The sequence below is a fragment of the Polaribacter sp. SA4-12 genome (genome assembly GCF_002163675.1).
Lineage (GTDB): Bacteria > Bacteroidota > Bacteroidia > Flavobacteriales > Flavobacteriaceae > Polaribacter.
Genome location: NZ_CP019334.1, coordinates 1058766 through 1084889, shown reverse-complemented (window position 1 = coordinate 1084889; position 26124 = coordinate 1058766). Strand labels below are relative to the sequence as shown.

General features: G+C 29.4%; 24 protein-coding genes. 5 read left to right on the top strand and 19 right to left on the bottom strand.

From position 1 onward, the window contains the following. Positions 1-18 precede the first annotated feature (18 nt). Positions 19-720: a dipeptidase PepE gene (gene pepE, locus BTO07_RS04710; protein WP_087520130.1), complete on the top strand. Its 702-nt coding sequence runs from the start codon at positions 19-21 to the stop codon at positions 718-720. Between the two features lie 112 nt (positions 721-832). Here pepE and ribB read toward each other — a convergent pair whose 3' ends face one another. The 6 genes from ribB to tpx form a co-directional block, all read right to left on the bottom strand. Next, positions 833-1978 (bottom strand): 3,4-dihydroxy-2-butanone-4-phosphate synthase, encoded by a 1146-nt coding sequence (ribB, locus tag BTO07_RS04705; RefSeq protein WP_087520129.1) that lies wholly within the window; start codon positions 1976-1978, stop codon positions 833-835. A 5-nt stretch (positions 1979-1983) separates the two neighbouring features. After that, positions 1984-3429 (bottom strand): LptF/LptG family permease, encoded by a 1446-nt coding sequence (locus BTO07_RS04700; RefSeq protein ID WP_087520128.1) that lies wholly within the window; start codon positions 3427-3429, stop codon positions 1984-1986. A gap of 62 nt (positions 3430-3491) precedes the next feature. Then, the gene (locus BTO07_RS04695) at positions 3492-4148 is read right to left on the bottom strand and encodes a LolA family protein (protein WP_087520127.1); all 657 of its coding nucleotides are present in this window, start codon (positions 4146-4148) and stop codon (positions 3492-3494) included. Positions 4149-4150: 2 nt separating this feature from the next. Next, positions 4151-6634, bottom strand: coding sequence for a DNA translocase FtsK (locus BTO07_RS04690; protein ID WP_087520126.1), 2484 nt, complete (start codon positions 6632-6634; stop codon positions 4151-4153). 42 nt (positions 6635-6676) lie between these two features. Continuing rightward, a complete protein-coding gene (locus tag BTO07_RS04685) occupies positions 6677-7057 on the bottom strand; it encodes a diacylglycerol kinase family protein (RefSeq protein ID WP_087520125.1) in 381 nt (126 codons plus the stop codon). Between the two features lie 3 nt (positions 7058-7060). Then, complete coding sequence (gene tpx / locus BTO07_RS04680; protein WP_087520124.1) at positions 7061-7558, bottom strand: thiol peroxidase; 498 nt, start codon at positions 7556-7558, stop codon at positions 7061-7063. Positions 7559-7689: 131 nt separating this feature from the next. Here tpx and BTO07_RS04675 point away from each other — a divergent pair, with 131 nt between their 5' ends. Both BTO07_RS04675 and BTO07_RS04670 read left to right on the top strand, forming a co-directional pair. Continuing rightward, positions 7690-9075 carry an MATE family efflux transporter gene (locus BTO07_RS04675; RefSeq protein ID WP_087520123.1) on the top strand — a complete coding sequence of 462 codons (1386 nt, stop codon included), beginning with the start codon at positions 7690-7692 and terminating at the stop codon, positions 9073-9075. Next, entirely contained in the window at positions 9062-9286 is a 225-nt protein-coding gene (locus tag BTO07_RS04670) for a hypothetical protein (RefSeq protein WP_087520122.1), read from the top strand. Before BTO07_RS04675 ends, BTO07_RS04670 begins: the two co-directional genes overlap by 14 nt. Here the strand turns inward: BTO07_RS04670 and BTO07_RS04665 are convergent, their stop codons facing one another. From BTO07_RS04665 to BTO07_RS04610, 12 genes are all read right to left on the bottom strand, one after another. Continuing rightward, complete coding sequence (locus BTO07_RS04665) at positions 9287-9805, bottom strand: hypothetical protein (protein ID WP_087520121.1); 519 nt, start codon at positions 9803-9805, stop codon at positions 9287-9289. Between the two features lie 151 nt (positions 9806-9956). Further along, positions 9957-11192: a DEAD/DEAH box helicase gene (locus BTO07_RS04660; protein ID WP_087520120.1), complete on the bottom strand. Its 1236-nt coding sequence runs from the start codon at positions 11190-11192 to the stop codon at positions 9957-9959. 139 nt (positions 11193-11331) lie between these two features. Beyond that, entirely contained in the window at positions 11332-12399 is a 1068-nt protein-coding gene (locus BTO07_RS04655; RefSeq protein ID WP_087520119.1) for a T9SS type A sorting domain-containing protein, read from the bottom strand. Positions 12400-13145: 746 nt separating this feature from the next. Next, entirely contained in the window at positions 13146-13979 is an 834-nt protein-coding gene (locus BTO07_RS04650) for an abortive infection family protein (protein ID WP_087520118.1), read from the bottom strand. A 62-nt stretch (positions 13980-14041) separates the two neighbouring features. Beyond that, positions 14042-14683, bottom strand: a complete 642-nt coding sequence (locus BTO07_RS04645; protein WP_087520117.1) for an alpha/beta hydrolase — start codon at positions 14681-14683, stop codon at positions 14042-14044. Positions 14684-14707: 24 nt separating this feature from the next. Then, positions 14708-15034: a DUF4870 domain-containing protein gene (locus tag BTO07_RS04640; RefSeq protein ID WP_087520116.1), complete on the bottom strand. Its 327-nt coding sequence runs from the start codon at positions 15032-15034 to the stop codon at positions 14708-14710. Positions 15035-15039: 5 nt separating this feature from the next. Then, positions 15040-16296 (bottom strand): dihydroorotase, encoded by a 1257-nt coding sequence (locus BTO07_RS04635; RefSeq protein ID WP_087520115.1) that lies wholly within the window; start codon positions 16294-16296, stop codon positions 15040-15042. Continuing rightward, on the bottom strand, positions 16293-18242 hold the full coding sequence (locus tag BTO07_RS04630; protein WP_087520114.1) for a BatA domain-containing protein: 1950 nt from the start codon (positions 18240-18242) through the stop codon (positions 16293-16295). The genes BTO07_RS04635 and BTO07_RS04630 overlap by 4 nt, the downstream gene beginning before the upstream one ends. 76 nt (positions 18243-18318) lie before the next feature. Next, complete coding sequence (locus BTO07_RS04625; RefSeq protein WP_087520113.1) at positions 18319-19083, bottom strand: TIGR02757 family protein; 765 nt, start codon at positions 19081-19083, stop codon at positions 18319-18321. Then, the gene (locus tag BTO07_RS04620; protein WP_087520112.1) at positions 19084-19632 is read right to left on the bottom strand and encodes a CPBP family intramembrane glutamic endopeptidase; all 549 of its coding nucleotides are present in this window, start codon (positions 19630-19632) and stop codon (positions 19084-19086) included. A 47-nt stretch (positions 19633-19679) separates the two neighbouring features. Then, positions 19680-20339 (bottom strand): ABC transporter ATP-binding protein, encoded by a 660-nt coding sequence (locus tag BTO07_RS04615; RefSeq protein WP_087520111.1) that lies wholly within the window; start codon positions 20337-20339, stop codon positions 19680-19682. Between the two features lie 110 nt (positions 20340-20449). After that, complete coding sequence (locus BTO07_RS04610) at positions 20450-22873, bottom strand: DUF5916 domain-containing protein (protein WP_087520110.1); 2424 nt, start codon at positions 22871-22873, stop codon at positions 20450-20452. Between the two features lie 244 nt (positions 22874-23117). On the opposite strand from BTO07_RS04610, the gene sucC reads away from it, so the two are divergent. Then, positions 23118-24317 carry an ADP-forming succinate--CoA ligase subunit beta gene (gene sucC / locus BTO07_RS04605; protein WP_087520109.1) on the top strand — a complete coding sequence of 400 codons (1200 nt, stop codon included), beginning with the start codon at positions 23118-23120 and terminating at the stop codon, positions 24315-24317. Positions 24318-24407: 90 nt separating this feature from the next. On the opposite strand, the gene cysK is transcribed toward sucC, so the two are convergent. Further along, the gene (gene cysK / locus BTO07_RS04600) at positions 24408-25319 is read right to left on the bottom strand and encodes a cysteine synthase A (RefSeq protein WP_087520108.1); all 912 of its coding nucleotides are present in this window, start codon (positions 25317-25319) and stop codon (positions 24408-24410) included. A gap of 178 nt (positions 25320-25497) precedes the next feature. Here cysK and BTO07_RS04595 point away from each other — a divergent pair, with 178 nt between their 5' ends. Next, positions 25498-26124 (top strand): MarC family protein, encoded by a 627-nt coding sequence (locus BTO07_RS04595; protein WP_087520107.1) that lies wholly within the window; start codon positions 25498-25500, stop codon positions 26122-26124.

Here is a 26124-nt window from a genome sequence, read left to right as displayed (position 1 = left end):
AATCACTAAATTTGGTTTATGAAAAAAATGATTATTGCAAGTACATCAACAGTTCATGGAAGTAGCTATTTAGCATATTTAACACCAACCTTAAAAGTTCATTTTAAAGGTGTTAAAGAGTTGTTATTTATTCCTTATGCAAGACCAGGAGGAATTTCTTATGATGAATATACAGCAATAGCCAATAAAGCATTTTCTAAGCTGAATATTAATGTAAAAGGGATTCACGAATTTGAAAATCCTAAAGAAGCAATTAAAAAATATGAAGCAATTTTTACTGGTGGAGGAAATACATTCGAACTCGTAAATCAAATTTACAAAAACGACGTTTTAACTACTTTACAGGAAATAATTAATGCGGGAACTCCTTATTTAGGAACAAGTGCAGGAAGTAACATTTGTGGTGTAAATATGATGAATACCAATGATATGCCAATTGTGTATCCGCCAAGTTTTACAACGCTAAATAGTATTCCTTTTAATATCAACGCACATTATTTAGACCCAATTGAAGGCTCTACACATATGGGGGAAACAAGAGAAACTCGTATTAAGGAATTTCATGTTTTTAATGAAACTCCTGTTTTAGGTTTGCGTGAAGGGAGTTGGTTAGAAGTTGCTGGTAATACAATTACTTTAAAAGGAAATCATACAGCTCGTTTGTTTTTACAAAACCAAAACCCAAAAGAATTAGAGAGTGGAGTAGAAGTAAAGCTTTAAAATTTACGTTTAAAATAATCGTTTTTTCTTGTTCTAGAATCTCTAGATTTTGTTTTATTTAAATATTTAACAAAAAAGAAAACTGCAATTAAAAATCCAATCCAAAGTATCATTAGTACTTCACATAATCTACAATCTCTAAACCATAACCAATCATACCAACACGTTTTGTTTGTTGTGTATTTGTAATTAGTTTTAATTTACGGATGTTTAAATCGTGTAAGATTTGAGCACCAATGCCGAAATCTTTATTGTCCATTTTAATATCTGGAGCTTTAATATTTCCGTTTTTTTGATTTTCTTTTAAAACAGATAATCTACTTAATAAATTTTGAGATTGATTTTGTTGATTTACAAAAATTACAGCACCTTTTCCTTCTTCATTAATCACTTGAAACATTCTATCTAACTTCTTGTCAGCATTATTTGTTAATGTACCTAAAATATCATTATTTACTAAAGTAGAATTTACCCTAGTTAAAATAGGTTCGTCTTTAGACCAAGATCCTTTAGATAAAGCAATGTGAACTTGGTTATTGGTTGTTTGTTGATAAGCTCTCAATCTGAATTCTCCAAATCTAGTTTTTATTTCAAAATCTTCTTTTATTTCAATTAAAGAATCATGTTCCATTCTATAAGCAACCAAATCTTCAATAGAAACAATCTTAATATCAAACTTTTTTGCAACTTCTAAAAGTTGAGGTAAACGTGCCATTGTACCATCTTCATTCATGATTTCTACAATAACACCTGCAGGTTGTAAACCGGCTAAACGAGCAAAATCAATTGCTGCTTCTGTATGACCAGTTCTTCTTAAAACACCTCCTTCTTTTGCTTTTAATGGAAAAATATGACCAGGTCTTGCTAGATCGAAAGGTTTTGTGTCTTTTTCAATTAAAGCTTTAATCGTTAGAGCTCTATCTGCAGCAGAAATACCAGTAGTAACTCCTTTACCACGTAAATCTACAGAAACTGTAAATGCCGTTTCCATTGGATCTGTGTTGTTATTTACCATCATACCTAAGTCTAACTCTTTACAACGAGTTTCTGTTAATGGTGCACAAATTAATCCTCTACCATGAGTTGCCATGAAATTAATCATTTCTGGAGTAACTTTTTCAGCAGCTGCTAAAAAATCTCCTTCATTTTCTCTATTTTCATCATCTACAACAATAATAACTTTACCATTTCTAATGTCTTCAATAGCTTCAGAAATAGTGTTTAATTGAGTGTTATTTTTAGTGTTTTTAGTTGTCATAATAGTTATGCTTCTTTTTTTGAAAATAATTTTTTAAAGAAATTGGTTATTGGTTGTGTAATTGCATCAACATTAAAAATACCTTTATCTCTAGTGGCTCTTCTTGTTAATAATATTCCAATAGGAATCATAATAAAAGCAGCAATCCAAGATCCTAAAAAGGATGTTATAGAACTTTCTTCCGCTAAGTTTTTACCAAACGTGTTACTAAAGAAATAGGTAACGTAAATTGCAATTGCTAGTATCATCGGTAATCCAAATCCTCCTTTTCTAATAATAGAACCCAAAGGAGCACCTATAAAAAAGAGAATTAAGCAGGAAAGTGAAAATGAAATTCTGTTATAATACTCTGTGTCAAAAAAGTTTAGGTTTTTCCGCTTCCATTTAATAGAAGCCTTGTTGTTTTTTATTGAAGCTAATGCTCTTCCAGACTTAGTTGAAGCAGCGTTTAGAATATTAATCTTACTTTTTAAATCAAAGTTTTCTAAAATATCTGGTTTGATATTTTCTGTTTTTAGAGAATCTGGATATTTATATAAATCTCTAGCATGTACTGTCGCAAATATATTTTTAGATTTTAAAAGCAATACTTCATCGTAACTAGCTTTTAAATTAGGAATTGTATCTCCTAACTGATTTAAACTTAGCATCATAAAGTTCTTTGTATGACGTTCTTTATCTAAATCACCATCACCACTAACTTCAGAAATATCTATATTAAATTCATATTCTTTAAAAGTAGCATTAGATGCTGCCATTTTTTTCTTTTTTATGGCAGTATTAGCAGATTTTACATGCTCTTCATAATAGTACCCATCGTATAGAATAAAGGTCATATAACGACTTCCTTCTTCAGAAATAATTTTACCTCTTTTTGCTGTAATTACTTTTTGGTTTCCTTTACCAGCTGTTAAATCGTAAATTAAAACTTTCTTTAATAGGTTTTCTTCTTCACCATATTTTTCATCAAATTTAATCTGAAACCCAGGGATATCACTGTTAAAACTACCAGGAACTAAAGCCATAGCAGGTTTTTTCTTTTTAATATTTAAATATAAATTCTTTTGCTTTAAAACAGCATAAGGATAAATATTATTTAAAAATAAAAAGTTTATTCCGCTAAGAATAATTGTTAAGAAAACTAATGGTCTTACTAAACGTTGTAAAGAAATACCGGCAGATTTTGCTGCTGCAAACTCGTAGTTTTCACCTAAATTACCTAATGCCATTATAGAAGATAAAAGCACTCCAATTGGTAAAGCTTGTGGTGTAATAATTAACGTAGTATAATAAAGAAATTTAAAGATAAAAGGCATGCTAATTCCTTTACCAGCAATGCTTTCGAAGGTTTGCCATAAAACTTGCATCACCAAAACAAAAAGCACAATTAGAAATGTAGCTACAAAAGGTACTAAAAATGTTTTTAGGATGTATTTATCTAAAATCTTCATCGAGGCAAAAGTAGTTTCTTAAGATGAAAGAAGCTACTAAATTTCTGTTAATTGAAAAAAAATTAGTCTATTGTAAATTTCAGCTTTTTATATTTTTCTTCATTAAAAGAAAAGTAATTGCTAGACAAAGCTTGATTGCTTTTAAATTCTGTAATTGTAAATGTTGTTTTAGAACCATTAGATCCTGTTTGAATTAACTTATATATGTGCAATGTTTTTGCATCTATAGCGAGTTCTACCTTAACAATATCAGATTCACTATCAATAGGATTTAAGGTTACAAATTGTATTTTTCTACCTTTTAAATTCTTTAAATTACCCATTTCAAAATTGTAACCTTCTTTGTAAAAAGTTAGTAATTTAGAAGGGTAAATAAAACCATCATCTCCACTCATATCACCATCTGTAATGGTAATTTCTTTTTCATCATTATTAATTACGTACAGTTTTTTTCCATCGAAGATGAATTTATTACCTAAGTAATTTAAACTATATTTTTCTCCATGTAATGAAATCTGACCTCTAATTGGTGGTTCATCACCTTCCATAATACCAGCATCTTCATTACTTAAAGTTTGACTAAAATCGATAGACATATTTTTATAAGCTCCCATTTTTGTAGAAACTTCGTCTAAAAGTGATTTTGCTTTTTCTGAATTTTGTGAAAAAGTAATTGTTGTTAAAAATATACTTAAAAATAAGATTGTTATTTTTTTCATTTCTATTGTTTCTTTTCGTTTTCTAATAATTGATCTAATGCAACAAAATCTGGCACTAAAACCTGTCTTGCTTTACTACCTTCAAAACCTCCTACAATACCTGCAGCTTCTAATTGATCTATTAAACGACCAGCTCTATTGTAACCTAATTTTAATTTTCTCTGTAAAAGAGAAGCCGAACCTTGTTGTGCTGTTACAATAATTTCTGCAGCATCTCTAAATAGTTTATCTCTGTCTGAAATATCTATATCAATACTTGTGCCACTTTCATCATCTACATACTCTGGTAATTGATGTGCTTCTGCATATGCTTTTTGTGAACCAATAAAGTCTGTGATCTTTTCAACCTCAGGAGTGTCTACAAAAGCACACTGAATTCTATTAATTTCATTACCAGCAGTGTATAATAAATCTCCACGACCAATTAATTGATCTGCACCACCAGCATCTAAAATTGTTCTAGAATCTATTTTTGATGTTACTCTAAATGCAACTCTTGCAGGGAAATTGGCTTTTATAATACCTGTAATTACATTTACAGATGGTCTTTGAGTAGCTACAATTAAATGGATTCCAATTGCTCTAGCTAACTGAGCTAAACGTGCAATTGGTGTTTCTACTTCTTTACCAGCAGTCATAATTAAATCTGCAAATTCATCAATTACCAAAACAATATATGGTAAATATTGATGCCCATCATTTGGGTTTAATTTACGTTGTTTAAACTTTGTATTGTATTCTTTAATGTTACGAACCATTGCATTCTTTAACAAATCGTAACGATTGTCCATTTCTATACAAAGTGAATTTAAAGTATGTACAACTTTAGTTGTATCTGTAATAATTGCGTCTTCACTATCTGGTAATTTGGCTAAATAATGACGCTCAATTTTATTGAATAATGTTAATTCTACTTTCTTAGGATCTACCAAAACAAACTTTACTTCAGCAGGATGTTTTTTATATAAAAGCGATGTTAAAACCGCATTTAAACCAACAGATTTTCCTTGCCCTGTTGCACCTGCCATTAATAAGTGAGGCATTTTAGCTAAATCTACCACAAAGGTTTCATTAGAAATTGTTTTACCTAAAGCGATAGGCAATTCCATCGTTGACTCTTGAAATTTCTTTGATGAAATAACAGAATGCATAGAAACAATGGTCGATTTTTTATTAGGCACTTCAATACCAATAGTTCCTTTTCCTGGAATAGGAGCGATAATTCTAATTCCTAATGCAGATAAAGAAAGTGCAATATCATCTTCTAAATTTTTAATTTTAGAAATTCTAATTCCTGCTTCTGGTACAATTTCATATAATGTAATTGTTGGTCCAACAGTTGCTTTAATTTCTGCAATACCAATCTTGTAGTTTTTTAATGTATCAACAATTCTATCTTTATTAGCTTCTAATTCTTCTGGGTCGATAGAAATAGATTCATTGTATTGTTTTAAAAGATTAAAAGTTGGGAATTTGAAATTACCTAATTCTAGTGTTGGGTCAAACTCACCAAATTCCTTTACCAATTGATTTGATAAGTTCTCTGTAGAAGTTTCTTCTTCTCTACCAATGGCAACATCAATTTCTACTTCAATTCCTTTTTCTTCTTCTTTAGGTATTTCAGTTTTTAATACAGGTCCTGATTCTTTTTCAACTTTTAAAGTAATTTCTTCTTTTTTGTTTGAAACATCAGAATGTTTAGAAATTGTTGGTTGTAAATTTTCTAAAGAAAGTTCAACGACAGATTTTTCTTTTTTATCCGTTTTTAATGTGATCGTTTTAGTTTCTTCTTTTGTCTCTGTTTTTAGAGCTTCATTAGTTGATGTTGAGGATACAATATCGTTTACACTTTCTTTTTCAATTAATTCTTCGGCTCTTCTTTTTTCTCTATTTTTTTTGTAATTCTCTAAATATTTATCAAAAGTTACTTTGTAACGTAAAACGATATAAGCTATAAAAAAGAAGCTTAGAAGAATTACTAAACCAGTTTTACCTATAAAAGCTTGTAAGTATTCATTAATTTCAAAACCAATAATTCCTGAGAGAAGTGCATAATTACTATGAGAAAACCCTAAACAAACAGAAAGCCATAACATGGCTATAAGTGCCCAATTCCAAGAAATGATTGCTTTAGAAAGTTTCTTTTTAAGAAGAATATGTGCTCCTGATAAAAATACTTGAAAAGCAATAATAAATGCGCCAATTCCAAAACCTTTATAAATAAAAAAGTGACTTAAATTTGCACCAATTTTACCGAGTAAGTTTTTACTTCTAACTGTTTTATCAGTTAATTGAGTAAGTGTACTTTGATCTTCTTGCCAATTAAAGAAAAAGGAAATAAAAGCAATACACAAAAAAACAGAGAACAAAATTAAGAAAATTCCTAAAATAGTCTGTGCTTGTCTTGTTTTAAAATAGGCAAAAATAGACGGTTTTTTATCCAAAGAATCTATTATTGTTTTTGTGCTTGTTTTCCTTTTAGCCATTAATGTTTTTGGTGAAATTTAGTAGTAAATATACGTTTTTGTCTAAAATAGTAAAGTTATTTTAGGAATGTATATAAAACCAGCAATAATTAGTGAAATAAAAGCAGCAAAACTTGGTGCGCCTGCTGCTATATCTTTTATTAATCCTATTTTTTCATGATAATCTGGGTGAATAAAATCTGCAACTTCTTCTACAGCAGTATTTACAGCTTCAGCAACTAAAACCAACCCAATTGCTAAAAATTGAATCATCCATTCTACATTAGATATATCAAAATAAAAACCTAAAATAGTCGCAATTATAGCAACAAAAAGTTGTGCTTTTATACTATCTTCAGTCGTTATTAAAAGCCACATTCCTCTTAATGCAAACTTTAAACTACGAAGTCTTCCTCTTAAAAAGCTATCGTTAGGATTTTTCATAAATTATAGTGCGTTTAAAGCTGCTGTATAATTAGGTTCATCAACAATTTCAGAAACTTGTTCAGTATAAGCTACGTTTCCGTTTTCATCAACAATAACAATTGCTCTAGAGTGTAAGTGCGCTAAAGGACCATCTGCAATTTCTAATTGGTAAGATGTACCAAAGTTACCATCAGCAAAATCAGATAACATAACGACATTATCAATTCCTTCTGCACCACAAAAACGAGCTTGAGCAAAAGGTAAATCTTTAGAAATACATAATACAACCGTGTTTTCTAAATCTGCAGCTTTTTTGTTGAATTCTCTAACAGACGTTGCACATGTACCAGTATCTACACTAGGAAAAATATTTAAAATTACTTTTTTACCAGCAAAATCTGATAAACTCTTTTGAGATAAATCTACAGCAGTTAGCTTAAAATCAGAAGCTTTTGTTCCTGTTGTTGGTAAATTACCTATTGTATTTATTGCATTTCCTTTTAATGTAATACTTGCCATTATAGTGTGTTTTTTAGTTTGTCAAAAGTAACTATTTTTATTGAAAAAACTTTATCAGAAAATGGATTACTTCTACATAAAAACATCTTGCTTTAATACTTATCTTCGCAGTCTGAAAAACTAATTTTACATTGAATATTTCTCAATACACATCAGAATTTAAATACAACTGGAAACTTGCAGCACCTGTAATGTTAGGTATGTTAGGTCATACATTTGTTAGTTTTGTTGATAATATTATGGTTGGGCAAATGGGAACAGCAGAATTAGCTGCGGTTTCTCTAGGAAACAGTTTTATGTTTATTGCGATGTCTATTGGTATTGGTTTTTCTACAGCAATAACACCATTAATTGCAGAAGCAGATTCTTCAGATAATTTAAAACAAGCAAGATCTACTTATAAAAGCGGTTTGTTTTTATGTACAACATTAGGTATTGCGTTATTTTTAGGAATCTATTTCTCTAAACCTTTAATGTATTTAATGAAACAACCAAAAGAGGTTGTAGAATTGGCGATTCCGTATTTAGATTTGGTTGCTTTTTCATTAATTCCAATGATAATTTTTCAAGCAATAAAACAATTTAGTGATGGAATGTCGATGACTAAATACCCGATGTACGCTACGTTATTATCAAACATTATAAATATAATTTTAAACTATTTATTGATTTTCGGAAAGTTTGGTTTTCCAGAAATGGGTATTGTTGGTGCAGCTTATGGAACTTTAATTTCTCGTATTGTAATGGTTGTTTATTTATGGCTATTATTACGTTATAAAGAAAGGTCGAAACAAATAGTTAGAGATATAAAATTCTTTGTTTTAGATTTTCTAATGATAAAGAGAATCATCAATTTAGGCTCTTTAAGTGCAATGCAAATGTTTTTTGAAGTAGCTATTTTTACAGCTGCTATTTGGTTAAGTGGTTTGTTGGGTAAAAATCCACAAGCAGCAAATCAAATTGCATTAAACTTGTCTTCTATGGCGTTTATGGTTGCTATGGGATTAAGTGTAGCATCTATGATTAGAGTAGGAAATCAAAAAGGATTAAAAAATTATAAAGAGTTGCGTAGAATTGCTTTTTCACTCTTTTTATTAGGAGTATTACTAGCAGTTTTCTTTGCATTGTTATTCTTTATTTTTCATAAAAGCTTACCAAAAATCTATGTAGATTTAAGTGATACTGCAAATTATGCAGACAATATAGAAGTAATTTCTATTGCATCAAAATTATTAATTGCAGCAGCATTTTTTCAAATTTCAGATAGTATACAAGTTGTAGTTTTAGGAGCTTTACGTGGTTTACAAGACGTGAAAATTCCAACAATTCTTACTTTTATTTCTTATTGGGTTGTAGGTTTTCCTGTATCCTATTTTTTAGGAAAAGAAGAAATGTATGGTAGTTTTGGTATTTGGTTAGGCTTGCTTGCAGGATTAACTACCGCTTCCATTTTATTATTTATTAGATTTAATTCGTTAACTTTAAAACTCATTAAGCAAAAACATGACCTTACCTAAATTTTTATTAGCAGATAACAGTAATTTTCCTGAAGATATTTTTGTGTTACATACAGAATTTCCTCGTTTTTTAATCAATTTAAAAGATGATGATATCGAATGGTTCGAAGATTTAACAGGAGAAACTGAAGAAGATATTGCTACAGAATTAGCCGATTTAATGGATAAAGCTGGTGCTTTTTACGATTTAGAAATGAAAGATTACGAGTAATTAATTTACTTTAAATTTTGTTTCATTTTTAATGGTTTGATCAATTATATTGATTAATTCATCTTTCAGAACTTTTAAAGTAGCTATATAATCTCTATGTAGGCTTATACAAATGCCTATTTTATTTTGAATATTATTCCTAGTTTCTAAATTAGGAATAGTATTTAATAATACTTCTGCAAATTCCTTTTCTAAATTCCCTTTTTTATGATCTAATTCATAAATGTTAAGAATTGTTTCATTGATTTTTATTTGGATTTCTTTTATGTGAATTGAGTCAATTTCAATTTTATTGATGAGTTCGTTAAAATTAAGGTTAGCAGATGAATGTGCACAACCTAATCTCTTTTTTCTTAGTTTAGAGTTGCATAAATCTATTCTTAAGAATTGATTCTCTCCAATAATATTCGTTTTTAAAGGAAGTTTTGTTTTGGGGTCTAATCTTACTTTTTCATGATACATGCCACATTGAAACAATTCAAAATCTTCTAAATTACTTTTAATATCGTGTAAAGTCATGCTTTTTAAATTGGCTATGCTATTTTACGTAAAAATAATCGTTTAGAAAATTGATTACTATAAGGGTAAATACCTGTTTTTTAATAAAAAGAAACCTCATAACTTAATAGAAAGTTATGAGGTTTTTATATGTTGAAAACAAACGAGATAATTAATACCAGCGTTTTTTCTTCTTTTTAGAAGCTTCGGATTTTCTTCCTTTTTTATTTTTACTAATTGTATTCGGTTGTTGTTTTCTATGCTTAGGAGGATTGATAATATACGGGTGATCCGTTATAACTTTAATTGGTTTTTCAATTAAAGCTTCAATCAATTTAATATATGCGTTTTCGTCAGGAGAACAGAAAGATAATGCAATTCCAGATTTTCCTGCTCTACCAGTTCTACCAATTCTATGTACGTATGTTTCAGGTACATTAGAAATGTCGAAATTAATAATAGCGTCTACATTTGTAATATCAATTCCACGAGCAGCAACATCTGTTGCAATTAAGATATTAGATTTCTTATCTTTAAAATCTTCAATCGCTTTATTTCTTATTGCTTGTGTTTTATCACCATGAATACTAGTAACCTTGTAATCGTTTTTAAGTAAACTCTGTTCTAATTTGTCAACACCGAGTTTTGTACGTCTAAAAATAATTATTTTCCCATTTAATGTGTGTCTTAATAAATGCAGACACAAATCTGTTTTGTTCTTTTTTGGAAGATAATATAATAATTGACCAATATTTTTAGCAGTTGTTTCCTCTGGGTTTATTTCAATTTTTATAGGATTTTTTAGAATTCTATTCGCTAATTGATCTATTTTTTCTGGTATTGTTGCAGAAAAAAGTAGTGTTTGTTTTTTCTTAGGACATAAAGCTTCTATTTTCTTAACATCAGCAATAAAGCCCATATCTAGCATTAAATCAGCTTCATCTAAAACAAAAATTTCAACAGCGCTTAAATCGATGTTTCCTTGCATTTGAAGATCAATTAATCTTCCTGGAGTTGCAACTAATACATCTACACCAGTTTTTAATATCTCTTTCTGAGGATCTAATGAAACACCACCAAAAACTGCGGTAGTTGTTAAATCTGTGTGTTTTGTATAGCTTACAAAATTCTCTAAAATCTGTATTGCTAACTCACGAGTTGGCGTAATAATTAATGACTTTATCTTTTTTGTACCTTTTTCTTCTTCTTGTTTTTCTAATAACAATTGAATAATAGGCAACGCAAAAGCAGCAGTTTTTCCTGTACCAGTTTGTGCAGAAACAATTATATTTTTTTTAGCTAAAACTAAAGGAATTGCTTTTTCTTGTACTTGGGTTGGTGTATGAAATCGCTCTTCAGCAACTGCTTTTAAGATTGATTTATGTAATGGTAATTCAGAAAACTGCATTTAAATATTTTTATGCAAAGGTAGTTTAAAAGAAACTATATTTTTTGATGAATTTTGTATTTTAAAAAGTAGTTGTTTTGGTTTTTTTTGTAAAATGTATTATTCTAGTTTATTCTAGTTTATTCTAGTTTATTCTAGTTTATTCTTTTACTGTTTTAATTATTTTCATTCCTTTCTCTGTATGGATTTGAAAAAAATAAATTCCTGCAGATAGATTATTAACATTAATGTTTCTTTCTTTTGTTTCAAGAACAAGTTTGCCCAAGACATCGTAAGCTCTAATGTTTTTTATTGGAGCAATACTTCGAACTGAGAGTGTATTCTGCATAGGATTAGGAAAGACACTTACTACTTCTTTTACTTCTTGAATGTTAGTTGATAGGGTTGTATCTGTATCTTTGAGATCGGTATAAGTGAAATATGTAAAATCAATTAAATTGATGTTATTTGCCCAAATAGATGATGCATTCCTCCAATCATCGATAAAAATATTTTCAGCAGCGATTATTGAGTTACTACTTAGCCAATCACTCATAAATTCAGGTTCGGATGAAAAAATAATGGAGACATCTATATCTGGGTTTCCATTTGCAAAATCTATAAGTCTATTTTCTAAATAACTAAAAGCAGAATTTGGGTTACTTACATATGCGTGTATTCGAACTCTGTCTAAATTGGCGCCTATTGTACTTGCTTCTGTTTCGGTTGGCCAACCTACATATGCTTCTGTAGTTATTGGATGGGAATTATTGATAGCTAAATTTTTAATTGTTTGTAAAACAGAAATATAAAACTCAAAGGCTCCTTCTATGGTGCATGGAAGGTTATTTGGTGTTAAATAAGTATTACAATAATAACCGCCTGGACCAGTTGCATAGTTGCTCCAATATTCAAATTCTAAATTATAGATATCAAATTTTTCTAAAGGATCACTTCTGCTATTATTATAAGTGTCAATTGTATTGGTGAAAAAATTTCCGTTTTCGGCAGTTGCTCCAACCGATATAACACCATAAATGGTTTTAGCCTTATATATAAAATTTGCTAAAACATAATTTGTCTCAGTATTTGAGAGGTTGTTATTGGCGTTAAAAATATGAAGACCATATAGCAATAACGTCTCAATATTATTAGCTTGAGCATATTCTAACAATATATTTTCGGCAGTAGTATTACCTATTATTAATTCGAAATCATCAACATACATCGTACGATTTGCATTTGATTCGAGATTAAAGAATAGAGTTATTAGACTAAATATAAGTGCAGTTCTTTTTAGGGTAATGTTTTTTGTTGGTTTAATAATAATTATACTTTTTTATGAAAAACAAAATTTTAAGTTCTAATGTTCTTTCTTAAATGGTTAATAGCTTTGTTGTAAAAGTTTTGTTGAGTTGGTTTAGCGGCAAAGCTACTAAATAATTACTAATCAGGAAAGTCTGTGGTGATTTTTGTGAATAATCTAGAATCATACCGTTTTATTTTACGGTGTTTTAGCCCTTTTTTTATCTCATTCAATCTTCCGTAACGTAATTTCTTTCAGTTTTTTTTTTCTAAATATTGTTGTTTTGGGTGTTTCAGAAAAGTGAATTTTCTGCAGAAAAAAGAAATAAGTATAAATGCAACAACTTTAGGTTCAGCTAAAATTAAGTGATTTTTCATACACGATGTTGTGCGTAGTTGTTTTTAAAATGGTGTGAAGCAGGGGACTCGAACCCCTTTAACCCTCAGTCCTAATAAAATTTAATTTTCGTCAGTTACTAACATTCCAAAGCAAAGGCTCCATTCTTCACACGAGGGTCGCTTCACGAATAATCATTTTCAATTTTTCCATAATTACAGATTTTATCAGTTCTACAAACACTATTGCTAATGCGAAGAATAGAAATTGACTGAGGTCAAATAGATAACTGGTTACTAATTCTACTTTGTTACATAGGCTCTTAAATATCTTTAGAACGGTAATTCTTCCCAATTAACCGTTTTTGTTTCTTCTTTTTTATTTTCTTGTTCTATTGTCTTTTCAATGGTTTCAATAAATTTTATCGAGTTAGTAACATTATTAAATATTAAAACACTTTCAGAATAATTCAAAATTTGATTGTCGTGAGCAAAACTTCTATTGTTTCTAATGTCATTAAATGCTTCTAAGACGTGGATAGAATATTTTAAAATTCTTTCAGTCATTTGAGATTCGATTTTCTCATTTGCTACAATGAACTTTACATATTTACCAAATATAGCATTTAGTGATTCTTCTTTTTTAATTTCAACCTTATGGTTTTTACATAATTGTCGGATAAATTTCATTACATATGTATGCAATCTATCTAAAGCAACTTCAGGTTCATTTTTATCTATACTTTCTCGGATAGATTTAGCTAGTAAGCTAAAGTCTCTATCATCAGAAACTTCTTTAATTACGCCAATTTCTTCAATAATTGTGTCCTCTAATAGTTTTCCTGCTATTTTTTGACACTCGTCAAATAGATTTTGCTCAGGTTGAGTTATTTCTCCATAAGACATAAGTTTTTTGTCCTTCCAATAATCTAGCATTTCAGAGATTAATTTTCCTACTGTATAGTTTTTTTCTTTATGCCAAATTGCTCTTAGTCTGTTGGCTTTAGAATCTCCAAAATCAGAGTAATTATCTGAATATAATTCTAAATTCAATGTTTCAAAAACAAAATTACTTAAAGTCCTATTTGAAAAATCAAGTACATAACCGCCTTCCATTTCAAAGAACTTTTCTAATTTCAACTTTTCACTTCTATTTAGGTCTGCCATTCGGTTTTTCTTAATTATGCCAACTTCAGGATATAAACACCTTTTGTACAGTTTTTTTCAACCTACAAACGTTCTTGAATCCATTTTCTAAAACTATAAAAGTTTTGTGGAGCAACTCCATGACCAACTGGGTATTCAGAATACTCGTAGTTAAGTCCTAAATTTTCTAGAAAAGGTTTGTTTTTTCTAGCCCATTCTACAGGTAAAACTTGATCTACAGAACCATGAGAACCATAATATTCCGTTTTAATATCTTTAGAAATAGTTTCTGGTAATAATTCAGCATTTACATAACCGCTTAAAGCAATTACATTTTGTACTTTATTCGGGTAAAAGAAGCTTAAAGAGTAGCTTAAAATTGCACCTTGACTAAAACCTAGTAAAAACGTTTTTTCAGGGTCTGTCTTGTATTTTTCTTTTATTTCATCAATAAAAACAGCTATTTTATCAATAGATTCTTTTGCTTGTACTAAGTCTGAAAATTTACCGTTTATGTCATCAAAATTAATAGAATACCAAGCATAACTTCCACCTCCCATTGGTAAAGGTGCTTGTGCGCTAATAATTAAAAATTCGTCTGGTAATTCTTCTGCAAAAGAAAATAAATCTTGTTCATTACTACCATAACCATGTAATAAAATTAATAAAGGTGGGTTTTCAACAGCTGTTACTGGTTGTCTTACTAGGTACTGTAAATTGCTCATTTTTTATGCTACTTTATTATTTTACTATATATTTTTAAACCAATCTTGAAATTGATCTCCAATTACTGGTACTCTTTTCTCTTCTCCTTTAACAGCTCCAATGATTCCAATAATCCAAAGAACAAAAATGACAATACCAAAAGCCCAACCAGCTGTAGAACCAATAAATTTATAGATTATCCATTGGTTTGTAAAGTATAGTACGTTTAAACCAATCATTTGCCTAATATGAAAACTAGTAAAACTGTTTTTTGTGTTATTGTTTGATATGAATGCAATTAAGGTTCCAACGATAGTTATATAGCTAATAATTGCCATTGTTTTTCCATCGTTTACAGTTTGATTTTCCATGATGTTTAATTTATGATTAATTGGTTGTTAGCGTAAATTCCATATGCTTTTCCTTTTAAATTTTTATTTAAAAAAGCACTGTTTTTTGATGTTGATAAAATATCTTTCTTTGTAAAAGTGTAGTTGTTTTCCGGATTGAATAAAGTGATTTCTGCTTTATTGTTTTCTTGGATAGTATAATTTTCTATTCCGAAAATTGTTCTAGGTTTAGTGGTTATATTTTCTATGAAATCTTCTAAATTTAAAACTGAATTTATTGCTCCAAAAGCACTTTCTAAACCAATAGTTCCGTCTTTTGCTTCGCTAAATTCTACTTTTTTATGTTCTATATCAATAGGGTTGTGGTCTGATGTAATAATATCTATAACGCCAGATTTAATTCCTTTTTGCAAGGCTTTTATGTCAGCAACAGTTCTTAAAGGTGGGTTTGTTTTAAAATTACTGTCAAAACCATGTAATTCATCATCAGTCAATGTTAAATGATGTGTAGAAACGCTACAAGTTACTTGCAAACCTTTCTTTTTAGCTTCTTTAATTAAGTCAACAGATTTTGCCGAAGAAATAGTCGGAATGTGTAGTTTTCCGCCAGTATATTCTAATAAATAGATGTCTCTAGCAATTTGTATGTGTTCTGCTAAAGCAGGATTTCCTTTGAGCCCTAATTTTGTACTGTTAATTCCTTCATTTGCAATTCCTTCACCAGCAATTGAGTTGTTTTTAGGAAAACTAAATACCAAACCATCAAAGTTCTGAGCATATAAAAGAGCAACTTTCATTAAGTTGTCATTTTCAATTGGTTTTTTGTAATCACTAAAAGCAATTGCGCCAGATTGTTGCATATCATACAATTCTGCCATGTCTACACCTTTGCTTTTTTGTGTTAAAGCAGCAATAGGATATAAGTTTGTAGCAAATCCGTTAGATTTATGAATTAAAAACTCAACTGCAGACTTATTGTCAATTACAGGATTTGAGTTTGCATTTACAGCTACGGATGTAAAACCGCTTTTTGCAGCAACATTTAATCCGTTTTTAATAGTTTCTCTTTCTTCAAAACCTGGTTCTCCAAAAGAAACACTCGTATCAAACCAACCACAAGAAACGTGTAAATTATCTAGTTCTACAACTTGATAATTGTCTTCTGTTGTAATGGAATCAGCGATTTTACCAATAATTCCGTTGGTAATTAAAATGTCTTTTTGTTGATTATGATATGGGCTTGAAGAGTCTATAATCGTTGCCGATTTTATAAGCGTAGTCATGGTTTATAGAATTTTAATATCAAAATTTCTAAAAGCAAAGATACAATTGCCAATGATAAAAACCATTTCCAAAGCCAATGAACTTCATTTTTTTTGTTGATTTCTTTAAAAGTGTTAGCAATAGAGTTAGAAATAGTAATTTTTTTGTTCGATTTTTTTAGTTCGTTTAAATCTAGAAAGTTTAATAAACTTTCTTCTTTTTGGTAATTATATGCTAATTGTTGAATTGTATCTGTGTCTTTTAGAACAGAGTAAATTCCTGCTTTTAAAGGTTGAATTTTTGAAGTAAGACTAACTTTGTTTTGAAATTTCTGTTGTAAAGGAATGAAAGAGTTTTCTGAATTTACGATTCTTAAAACCTTGTCTTTATCAATATTTGTTTTAATATCAATCTTATTTTCAGCATCAATTCTATAGAAAAGTTGTGCGTGTTTAAAGCTTAATTTACCAAAATTATAAAAAACGGGTACAATTAAAGGTGAATTAATGAAGTTACTATTTTTTCTGTCTAAAGAACTTGAGATCCAATAAATGCTGCTCTTAGCGTTCTTAATTTGAGATATAAATGAAGTGTTGTTTTCAAACGAAACAATATTGCTTGCGTTTTTAGATGAAATAGGGAAGTGGCTCTGAACAGTTGGATATTGAAAGTTGGTTACTTTTTTAGAAAATACATTTTGAAATAATGGATGGGTGTAATTGATATTTGTAATTTTTAAAGTATCAATTTTTTTAGGTTGAATTTTACCTGCATTTAAATTTTTAAGTAAAGAATTGTAGGAGTTGATATCTAGTTTTTCATTTGGAATAATAACTAAATTTCCACCGTTTTTAGAAAACTCAATAATTTTTTTTGATACAATTTCAGAAATATTTTCAACTTCATTTAGTATAATTAATTGTTGTTTTGATATACTATTATAGTTGGTATTTTGAACGGTAGATTGTGTAAAATTAAATTCCTTTTTATTGTAAATTTTAGAAAGAAAATCTACGTCTTTTCCTATGGATAAAACATTGATTTTTTGATCGTTTTTTAAGGTGAAATAAAACACGTTGTCAAAAGGAAAAGTGTCGTTAAAATTGATGGCTATTTTTCCTTTAAATTCTTTTTGGTTTTGAATTTTAAATTGAATCGTTTTTTGAGTATCTTTTTCAAAAGAGGAGGAGAGCTTGCTAATTAGTTTTGAGTCGTTGTAAATAGCAATAGGAATGTTGTTTTTTGCTTCGCCTTGATTTTTTACAAGGACGTTAAGTATAAAATTAGTTGCGTTAGAATTACTGATAAAAACACTGTCTATAGAAATGTTTGTTTTTGTTGAAGATGCTAGTTTTATGGCTGAAAAAGGGGGTGTTACATTTGTAAACATATTTATGTAAGTGTTCTGAAAATCAGATACTAAAATAACTTTACTTAAATCGTTGGTTTTATTCTCTAATTTTGACTGAAATTTCAATAAAACTGTGGGTAATTCTATTTTTTTTGAAGTTTCTTTAATGTCTAGTAGTACATTTTTAAGTTCAGTTTTTGTAATTTCATCGTAGAAATCTGAATTTGTCTGTAGCGAATATACATCTTTTTCTGAAACATTTTCTATAATTTCTTGAGCTGCTATTTGTAACAAATTTCCCTTTTCACCTGTTGTATTTGTGCTTAAAGAATTATCTAAATAGATAAAGTTATGCTGTTTTAAATTAGATTTTTTATCGCTAAAATAAGGTTGTGAAAAGGCAAGAATTATCGCTGTAAATAATAGTAACCTTGTGGCTAAAATTAACCACTTTTTTATGCGGGAACTTTTACGTGTTTGTTGCACTAATTTTTGTAAAAATGCAACGTTTGAAAAAGGGACTTTTACAAACTTTTGTAATTGAAAAAGATGCACTAAAATAGGAATAATTAGTAGTGCTAAAAAGTATAAAACTGCTGGGTTTTTAAACTGCATTTATTTTTTTTAGTAATTTTAAAAACACTAATTTATTATAAAAATTACAAAGAGAAGACTCCTTGTTAATTACTAATTAAAACTTTTCGAAAACACCCAAACCAAATAATGCAAAATCGTATTTTACAGGATCGTTTTTGTCTAACTTTCGTAAGTTGTTATCTAATTCAGAAAGTGCTTTCCAGTCATTTTGTTTTCTTAAAAGTAGTTTTAACTTTCTTGCTACGTTGCCAGAATGTACATCTAAAGGACAAGATAAGTTGGCTGCCTTGTGTGTTTGCCAAAGTCCAAAATCAACTCCTGCATTATCGTTTCTAACCATCCAACGTAAAAACATATTTATACGTTTTGCAGCAGAATTTTTTAATGGATCAGAAATATGCTTTTGAGTTCTTTGTTGATGAGAAACTTCAAAAAACACTTGTTTCAAGTGATGAATTGCATCTTTATAGGTTGTAGCATTATCTTTAATAGATAATACATTTTCTAAGCCTTGGTGATTGTTATAGATGTGTTGTAATGATTTTATAAACTGTTGTAAATCGATGGCGTTAAAGGTTCTGTGAACAAAGCCTTCTAAAGATTTTAAATCGCTTTCTTGATGGTTTAAAACAAAATCATGAGGAGCATTATCAAACAAAGCCATCATTTTAGAGGCGTTTCTTATAATCATCGTTCTATTTCCCCAAGAAATGGTTGCTGTTAAAAATGCAGCAATTTCAATATCTTCTTTTTTAGAAAATAAATGTGGAATTTGAATAGGATCAGACTCAATAAACTTAGGATTGTTATATAGAATAACCTTTTCATCTAAAAATTCTTTAAGCTCAGATTTATTCATTTAAAACTCTATTAAAGTACTTATTAATAAGAAAAAACAGTTGTATGTTCCATGTAAAAGTATAGACCATTGTAAGCCAAAACGAACTCTTATATAGCCCAAATAGCCTCCTAAAAGTATTTGAGGAAGTACTAGTATAGGTGATAATAATAAGACATTTGTTGTGAATTCAAAATTTGAAAGATGTACAAATCCAAAGATTAAAGCAAAAAAGTAAAAAGCAATTTTAAAAGACTTAGGCTTTTTAAAGAGTGTTATTGGTCCTCTAAAGATTGCTTCTTCAATAGCAGGAACAACAATTGCTCCTATTAATAGCATTAGAGGAATTCCCATTTCTTTAAATTGATCTGCTAGCTTATGGTTTTCCATATTTACCAAATCTAATTCTTGAATAAGTGCAAAAATGGGAGTTATAATAAATCCGGTTAAAATACCAATTACAAGAATCTGAAAAAATATTTTAAATCGATATTTTAGATCTGTATTTGTGTCTTTTTCTAAAACTGGATTTTTTAAGTATGCGACAAGGTTTAGGAATATTTCTTTCATAATAGCGTTTATACATTAGTTGTATAAAATTGAAGAATGTTACATAATTAAATTATTTTTCCATCTTTCATGGTCAGTTTTCTGTCTGCCATATTTGCCAATTCTTCATTATGAGTAATGAGTACAAAGGTTTGTCCAAATTCATCACGAAGTTTAAAAAATAGTTCGTGTAAGTTTTTTGCAGATTCACTATCTAAATTTCCACTTGGTTCATCTGCTAAAATAACAGAAGGATCGTTAATTAACGCTCTTGCAACCGCAACTCTTTGTTGCTCTCCACCAGATAATTCGTTTGGTTTGTGATCTATTCTGTGTGATAATCCTAAAAAGTTAAGAATCTTTTTTGCTTTTTCTTCTGTTTCTTGTTTTCCTTTTTTTGCGATAAAAGCAGGAATACATACGTTTTCTAAAGCGGTAAATTCTGGTAACAATTGATGAAATTGAAAAATAAAACCAATATGCTTGTTTCTAAAAATAGATAATTCTTTGTCAGCTAGATTTTTAAGAGAAACGTTGTTTAGTTTTAATTCGAAGTTTTCTTCTTTTAAAGGTTTATCTAAAGTACCTAAAATTTGAAGTAAAGTTGTTTTTCCTGCTCCAGAAGGACCAACAATAGCAACAATTTCTCCTTTTTTTATATGTAAATCTACTCCTTTTAAAACTTCTACATCCCCGTAATATTTGTGAATGTTTTTACCAATTATCATACTTGAAACTTTGTAACGAATGTATAAAAAAGACTTGAATTGAATTAATAAAAAACCGGATATCCTTATAAGTGAAGAATATCCGGTTTAAAAAAATGGGGAAATAAATTTTAAAAGATATTTTTAAGCTTATTGTAATCAATAAAATAAACCAATCTAACAGAAAAAGTGTGTCTTTGTGATTGATCGAATAAATTATCTAAATTTTTGAAGAAATTTAAATCAGACTTTGTGTCTTCATTAAAAATTGAATTTCTGTAAAAAGCAATTAATTGACTTCCAGGAGCAAATTGCCAGATATAGTTTAAATCTAAATTCCAACTATTAAAGTTTACGTTGTCACCAGTATAAGTTGTGTTTGGGTCTAAATTTCCTTCAGAATTTAAATTGTGATATCCATTATAATTTACAGATCCCCAATAGTGTCTAAAACTTAAAGATAATGATGAGTTTGTACTAAAATTATATTTTCCAGAAATGGTATTTGTGTAGTTTTTTCTATCTCTCATACCAAAAACGATATTTGATCCTTCTTCATCTACAAAACCTTGATCGTTCTTTGTTTTATTATAATTTAATCTATATCTCAAAGAAAATTGATTTGTAAAACGATAACGAGGAGCAATACTAAAACCGTAGCTAGATTTTGGATTGTCACTGTAACCTGTGTAATATCCGTTTACATTTAATTCTAATTTCTTTTGTGAATTTGTGGATATCCAACCATTTATGTTTGTTCTTTCAGGTTGTAAAAAATAGATTCCGCTTGTAGATCCTTGTCTTGGCTCAAAAAAATCTTTACTCTCTGTACCGTAATTATAATTACCTCCAAAAGAAAATCGTTCTTTTGTTTGTGCATTAAAGTTTAAACCAGAATTATAACCTGTGTAAACGCCAGAATAATGCTGAAAATTTAATTGGTTATAAAAGTTAAAACTATAGTTGTTAAACTTTTTTGTTGGTTGTAAAGTTCTCCAGCCAGCACTTCCATAAATTGTTTGTTCATTGTTACTAAATAGAATTCCAAAATCATTAGGATTAAAATCCTTGTTTTCAAAATTGTAACCAATTTCCCAATTCCAATGTCCAGAATTATATCCAAAGCTATTATCAAAAGTATAACCAGTATTTGGGTTGTTTACATCATCAGAAATGTTACTCATTCTAACAGAGCCATCTGCATTGTATTTACTGTCTTTCGTTTCTATATGCCAATCTAAAGCGGTTACATTTGCGTCTCTAAATCTCCCATCTCTAGTAACATTTGTATTGATTAACGTTACTGTAGAGTTTTGGTTAAATTGTTGATCTAATACCAATATGTTATAATTTGTAAAAGGATCTATAACTTCTTTTCTAGTTTTACCAGTTGAAGTGTTTTTTATAGTAGCGTCCGTTTTTTCGGTAAGAGCATTAAAAAAACCAATTCCTAAACCGCCTTTGGTTCTTCCTGAAACTTTTATAGCATTTAACATTGTTACTTTGCCTGGGTAATCTGTAATTTCTTCTTCTGAAGATAATGTACTTTCAATATCAAATTGATCAATAGGAGAGCTCCCAATTCTTCTTGAATAAAATAGGTTTCCTTTGTTAAAAAGCTCTGTTCCTTCAGTAAAAAACTGTCGTTGTTCAGTAAATTGTTGTTCAAATGGACCTAGGTTTAATTCTACATCATCAAAACCAACTTGACTAAAGTCTGGAATTAGAGTTGCATCTAGCGTAAAATTTTCTGTTAAACCATATTTTATATCCATACCAACACTCCAATCAAAATCGGTTTGTCCTTCAAAAGTATTTGCAGTTGCAGATGCATAAGGATATAAGTTTAACCTTGTAGGAGGTTTAATATCTCTAAAGTCTGTAATTAAACCATCATATTGTGTCCAGCGTCCAACAGAATTATCAATGTGTGTCCAAGTGTGTTGTTCGTTTAATTTTTCTAATCTTCTGTGAAAGTTAAATCCCCAAGACTGTATAGGTCTATTAGCAAAACGTAAAGCTCTGTAAGGAATTTTCATTTCTACATTCCAGCCTTTAGCATCCGTAGAAACAGCACTTTTCCAAACGGCACTCCAATCAAAATCTTCATTTCCATTAGAAACTTTAGAATCTGCTTGATTTCCCGTAGCTTGAACAACAAATTCAAATGGATTTTGACCATCGTCATTTGGGTTTATAGTTACCAAAAAGAAATCTGCAACACTAAAATTATCTCTTGTAGAGAACTCTTTAGGGATTCCTTCAGGATCAGGATCCTTCATTTGAGCAGAGATATAAATAGCATCATCATCATAAATAACTTTAACAATAGATTGGTATTCTGAAGAAACTGGTTTGCCATTACTAGGTCTAAAAACCACAAAATCTGTAATTAATTCAGCATTTTTCCATGCTTCATCATTTAATACACCATCTATTTTAGGCGCATTTTTTACTCTTGTAGTTTTAATTTTTTTTCGTTTTTCTTTATCTTGTGCTGATAACTGATTGAGTGATAGTAAAGCAATCAGTAGTAAAATGGTTTTTTTTAACATGTAATTTTTGGTTGGTTATGTGTAAACACGATGCTAAAGCATTTATCTTTATTAATATAATAAGTCTTTGAATCATGTTAATTAATAGAAAGACTTCTTAAAAATTGGAGTGTTACACTTGTTAAATGTTAAAATTTTCTTAAAGAAAATTGGGTGTAAAATTTTCGATATTTTTTTTAATGAAAACTATGCAATGTTTTGTTTATGAATTTGTATGTTTGTTTTCCGTATTAAACATTTACACATGAACTTACACGAATATCAAGGAAAAGAAATTTTAAACAGTTTTGGCGTTAGAATTCAACGTGGAATTGTTGCAAGTACTCCTGCTGAAGCAGTAGAAGCTGCAAAAAAGCTTACAGAAGAAACAGGAACAGGTTGGCACGTAATTAAAGCACAAGTACACGCAGGTGGTCGTGGAAAAGGTGGTGGAGTTAAGTTGGCTAAAAACTTAGACCAAGTAAAAAGTATTTCTGATGATATTTTAGGAATGATGTTAATTACGCCTCAAACTTCTGCAGAAGGAAAATTAGTAAATCAAGTTTTAATTTGTGAGGATGTATATTATCCTGGAGATTCTGAGCCAGATGAATATTATATGTCTGTTTTATTAAACAGAGCTACTGGTAAAAATATGATTATGTATTCTACTGAAGGTGGAATGGATATTGAAATTGTTGCTGAAGAAACTCCACATTTAATTTTTACAGAAGAAATAGATCCTTTATTAGGTATCATGCCTTTTCAAGCACGTAAAGTTGCTTTTAATTTAGGTTTATCTGGTGTTGCTTTTAAAGAAATGACAAAGTTTGTTACTAATTTATACAAAGCATACATTGGTTCTGATTCTGCAATGTTTGAAATCAATCCGGTTTTAAAAACATCTGACTCTAAAATAATGGCAGTTGATGCTAAAGTATCTTTAGATGAAAATGCTTTATTTAGACATAAAGATTATGCAGCAATGCGTGATTTAAGAGAAGAAAACCCAATTGAAGTTGAAGCTAAAGCTGCAGGATTAAACTATGTAGATTTAGACGGAAACGTTGGTTGTATGGTAAACGGAGCTGGTTTAGCAATGGGAACTATGGATTTAATTAAAGAATCTGGAGGAGAACCTGCTAACTTTTTAGACGTTGGTGGTACTGCTGATGCAGCAAGAGTTGAAACTGCATTTGGTATTATCTTAAAAGATACGAATGTAAAAGCAATTTTAGTTAACATTTTTGGTGGTATTGTTCGTTGTGATAGAGTAGCACAAGGAGTTGTTGATGCTTATAAGAGTATGGGAGATAAAATTACTGTACCAATTATCTGTCGTTTACAAGGAACAAATGCTAAAGAAGCAAAAGAATTAATTGATAATTCTGGAATGGAAATTATTTCTGCAACAGAATTTCAAGAAGCTGCTGATAAAGTACAAGAAGTTTTAGAAGCATCTTAGTTTAAAGTTTAAATATATTTAAAACGCCTCATGAAAATGAGGCGTTTTTTTTATGACTTTTAATTAAGTTATAATAGCAGTATTAATCTTTTAATTTAAAAGACCTTCAATAGATAGGTAGCGTTCTCCAGTATCATAATTCATCGTTAATATTGTTTCTTCTCCATTTAAAGTCTGTAATTGTTTTCTAACTGCAGCTAATGATGCTCCTGTAGAAATACCTACTAAGATTCCTTCTGTTTTTGCTATGTTTTTAACTTCAGCAAATGCTTCTTCCTTGGTTATTCTAATGGCTCCATCTATTGTTTCAGTATTAAATACATCAGGTATAAATCCTGGTCCTATTCCTTGTAAAGGATGAGGTCCTGGTTTTTCTCCAGAAATTACAGCAGAACTATCAGGCTCAACAGCAAATACTTTTAAACTAGGAAATTTCTCTTTTAAAACTTCAGACATACCTGTAATATGACCACCCGTTCCAACTCCGGTAATTAAATAGTCTATTCCTTCAGGAAAGTCATTAATAACCTCTAAAGCAGTAGTTTTTCTGTGTATTTCTGGGTTTGCTGGATTTTTGAATTGAGAAGGCATCCACGAATTTTTATTATTGGCAACCATTTCATCTGCTTTAGCAATTGTTCCTCCTAAGCCTAGTTCTTTCGGAGTTAAAACAATATTAGCACCATAAGCTGTCATTAAAGCTCTTCGTTCAACAGACATTGATTCTGGCATAACTAAAGTCAGTTTGTAGCCTTTTATAGCAGCAATCATTGCTAAACCTATTCCTGTGTTTCCAGAAGTTGGTTCAATTATTTCAGTATCGTTTGTTAGTATTCCACTTTTTTCAGCATCTTCAATCATTGCTAATGCAATTCTGTCTTTAATGCTTCCTCCTGGATTTGCTTTTTCGAGTTTCATCCAAACATTTGCATTTGGAAATAATTTACTTAATCTTACGGTTGGTGTGTTGCCAATGGTTTCTAAGATATTATTGAATTTCATAATGATGTGGTTTTAATAAGTCGGTTTTATTTCTATGAATATGTGTTGTTAAAAATCCCTTTAATAGGTGTCTAGCTAAGTTACTGTTTTTTCATTTTTATTCGTATTAACTTAACATAAACTTCACTTAAAGTTTCGTTAAAAGAAGTTTTAAAAAACAATTTTTGTTAAAAAAAGAATGGAATTATTTATAACAATTTTTGGAGCATTATTCTCTGTTATGAACCCTTTTGGAACTGTACCTATATTTGTTGGGTTAACAAAAGAACACAATAAGTTAGAACGTAATAAAATAGCGTTTTGGACATCTATAAATGTTTTATTAATATTACTAATCTCATTTTTTGTAGGTAAATTTATCTTACTATTTTTTGGAATTACATTAAATTCTCTAAAAATAGCAGGTGGATTAATTATTGTTTCCTCTGGTTTTGCATTATTAACAGGCGAGTATAATAAGCATAAAGGAATGAAGAAAGATAAGGTTAAGAAAGATCTTAAAAGTCGTTCAGAATTTTCTTTAACACCTTTAGCAATACCAATGATTGCAGGTCCAGGAACAATTTCTTTATTGATAACTTATAATCAAGAATTTAAAGGATTGGACAAAGTTTTAATTATTCTTGGTGCAATTGTTTTATCTACAATATGTATTTATCTAATATTAAAAAGTTCATTTAATATCGTTAAAAAATTGGGAGCTTCAGGAATAAATGCGTTGTCAAGAATTATTGGATTTATTGTGATTGCAATAGGTGTTGAATTTATTATTTCTGCTGTTGTAAGTGTTTTAAAAATTGCCTAA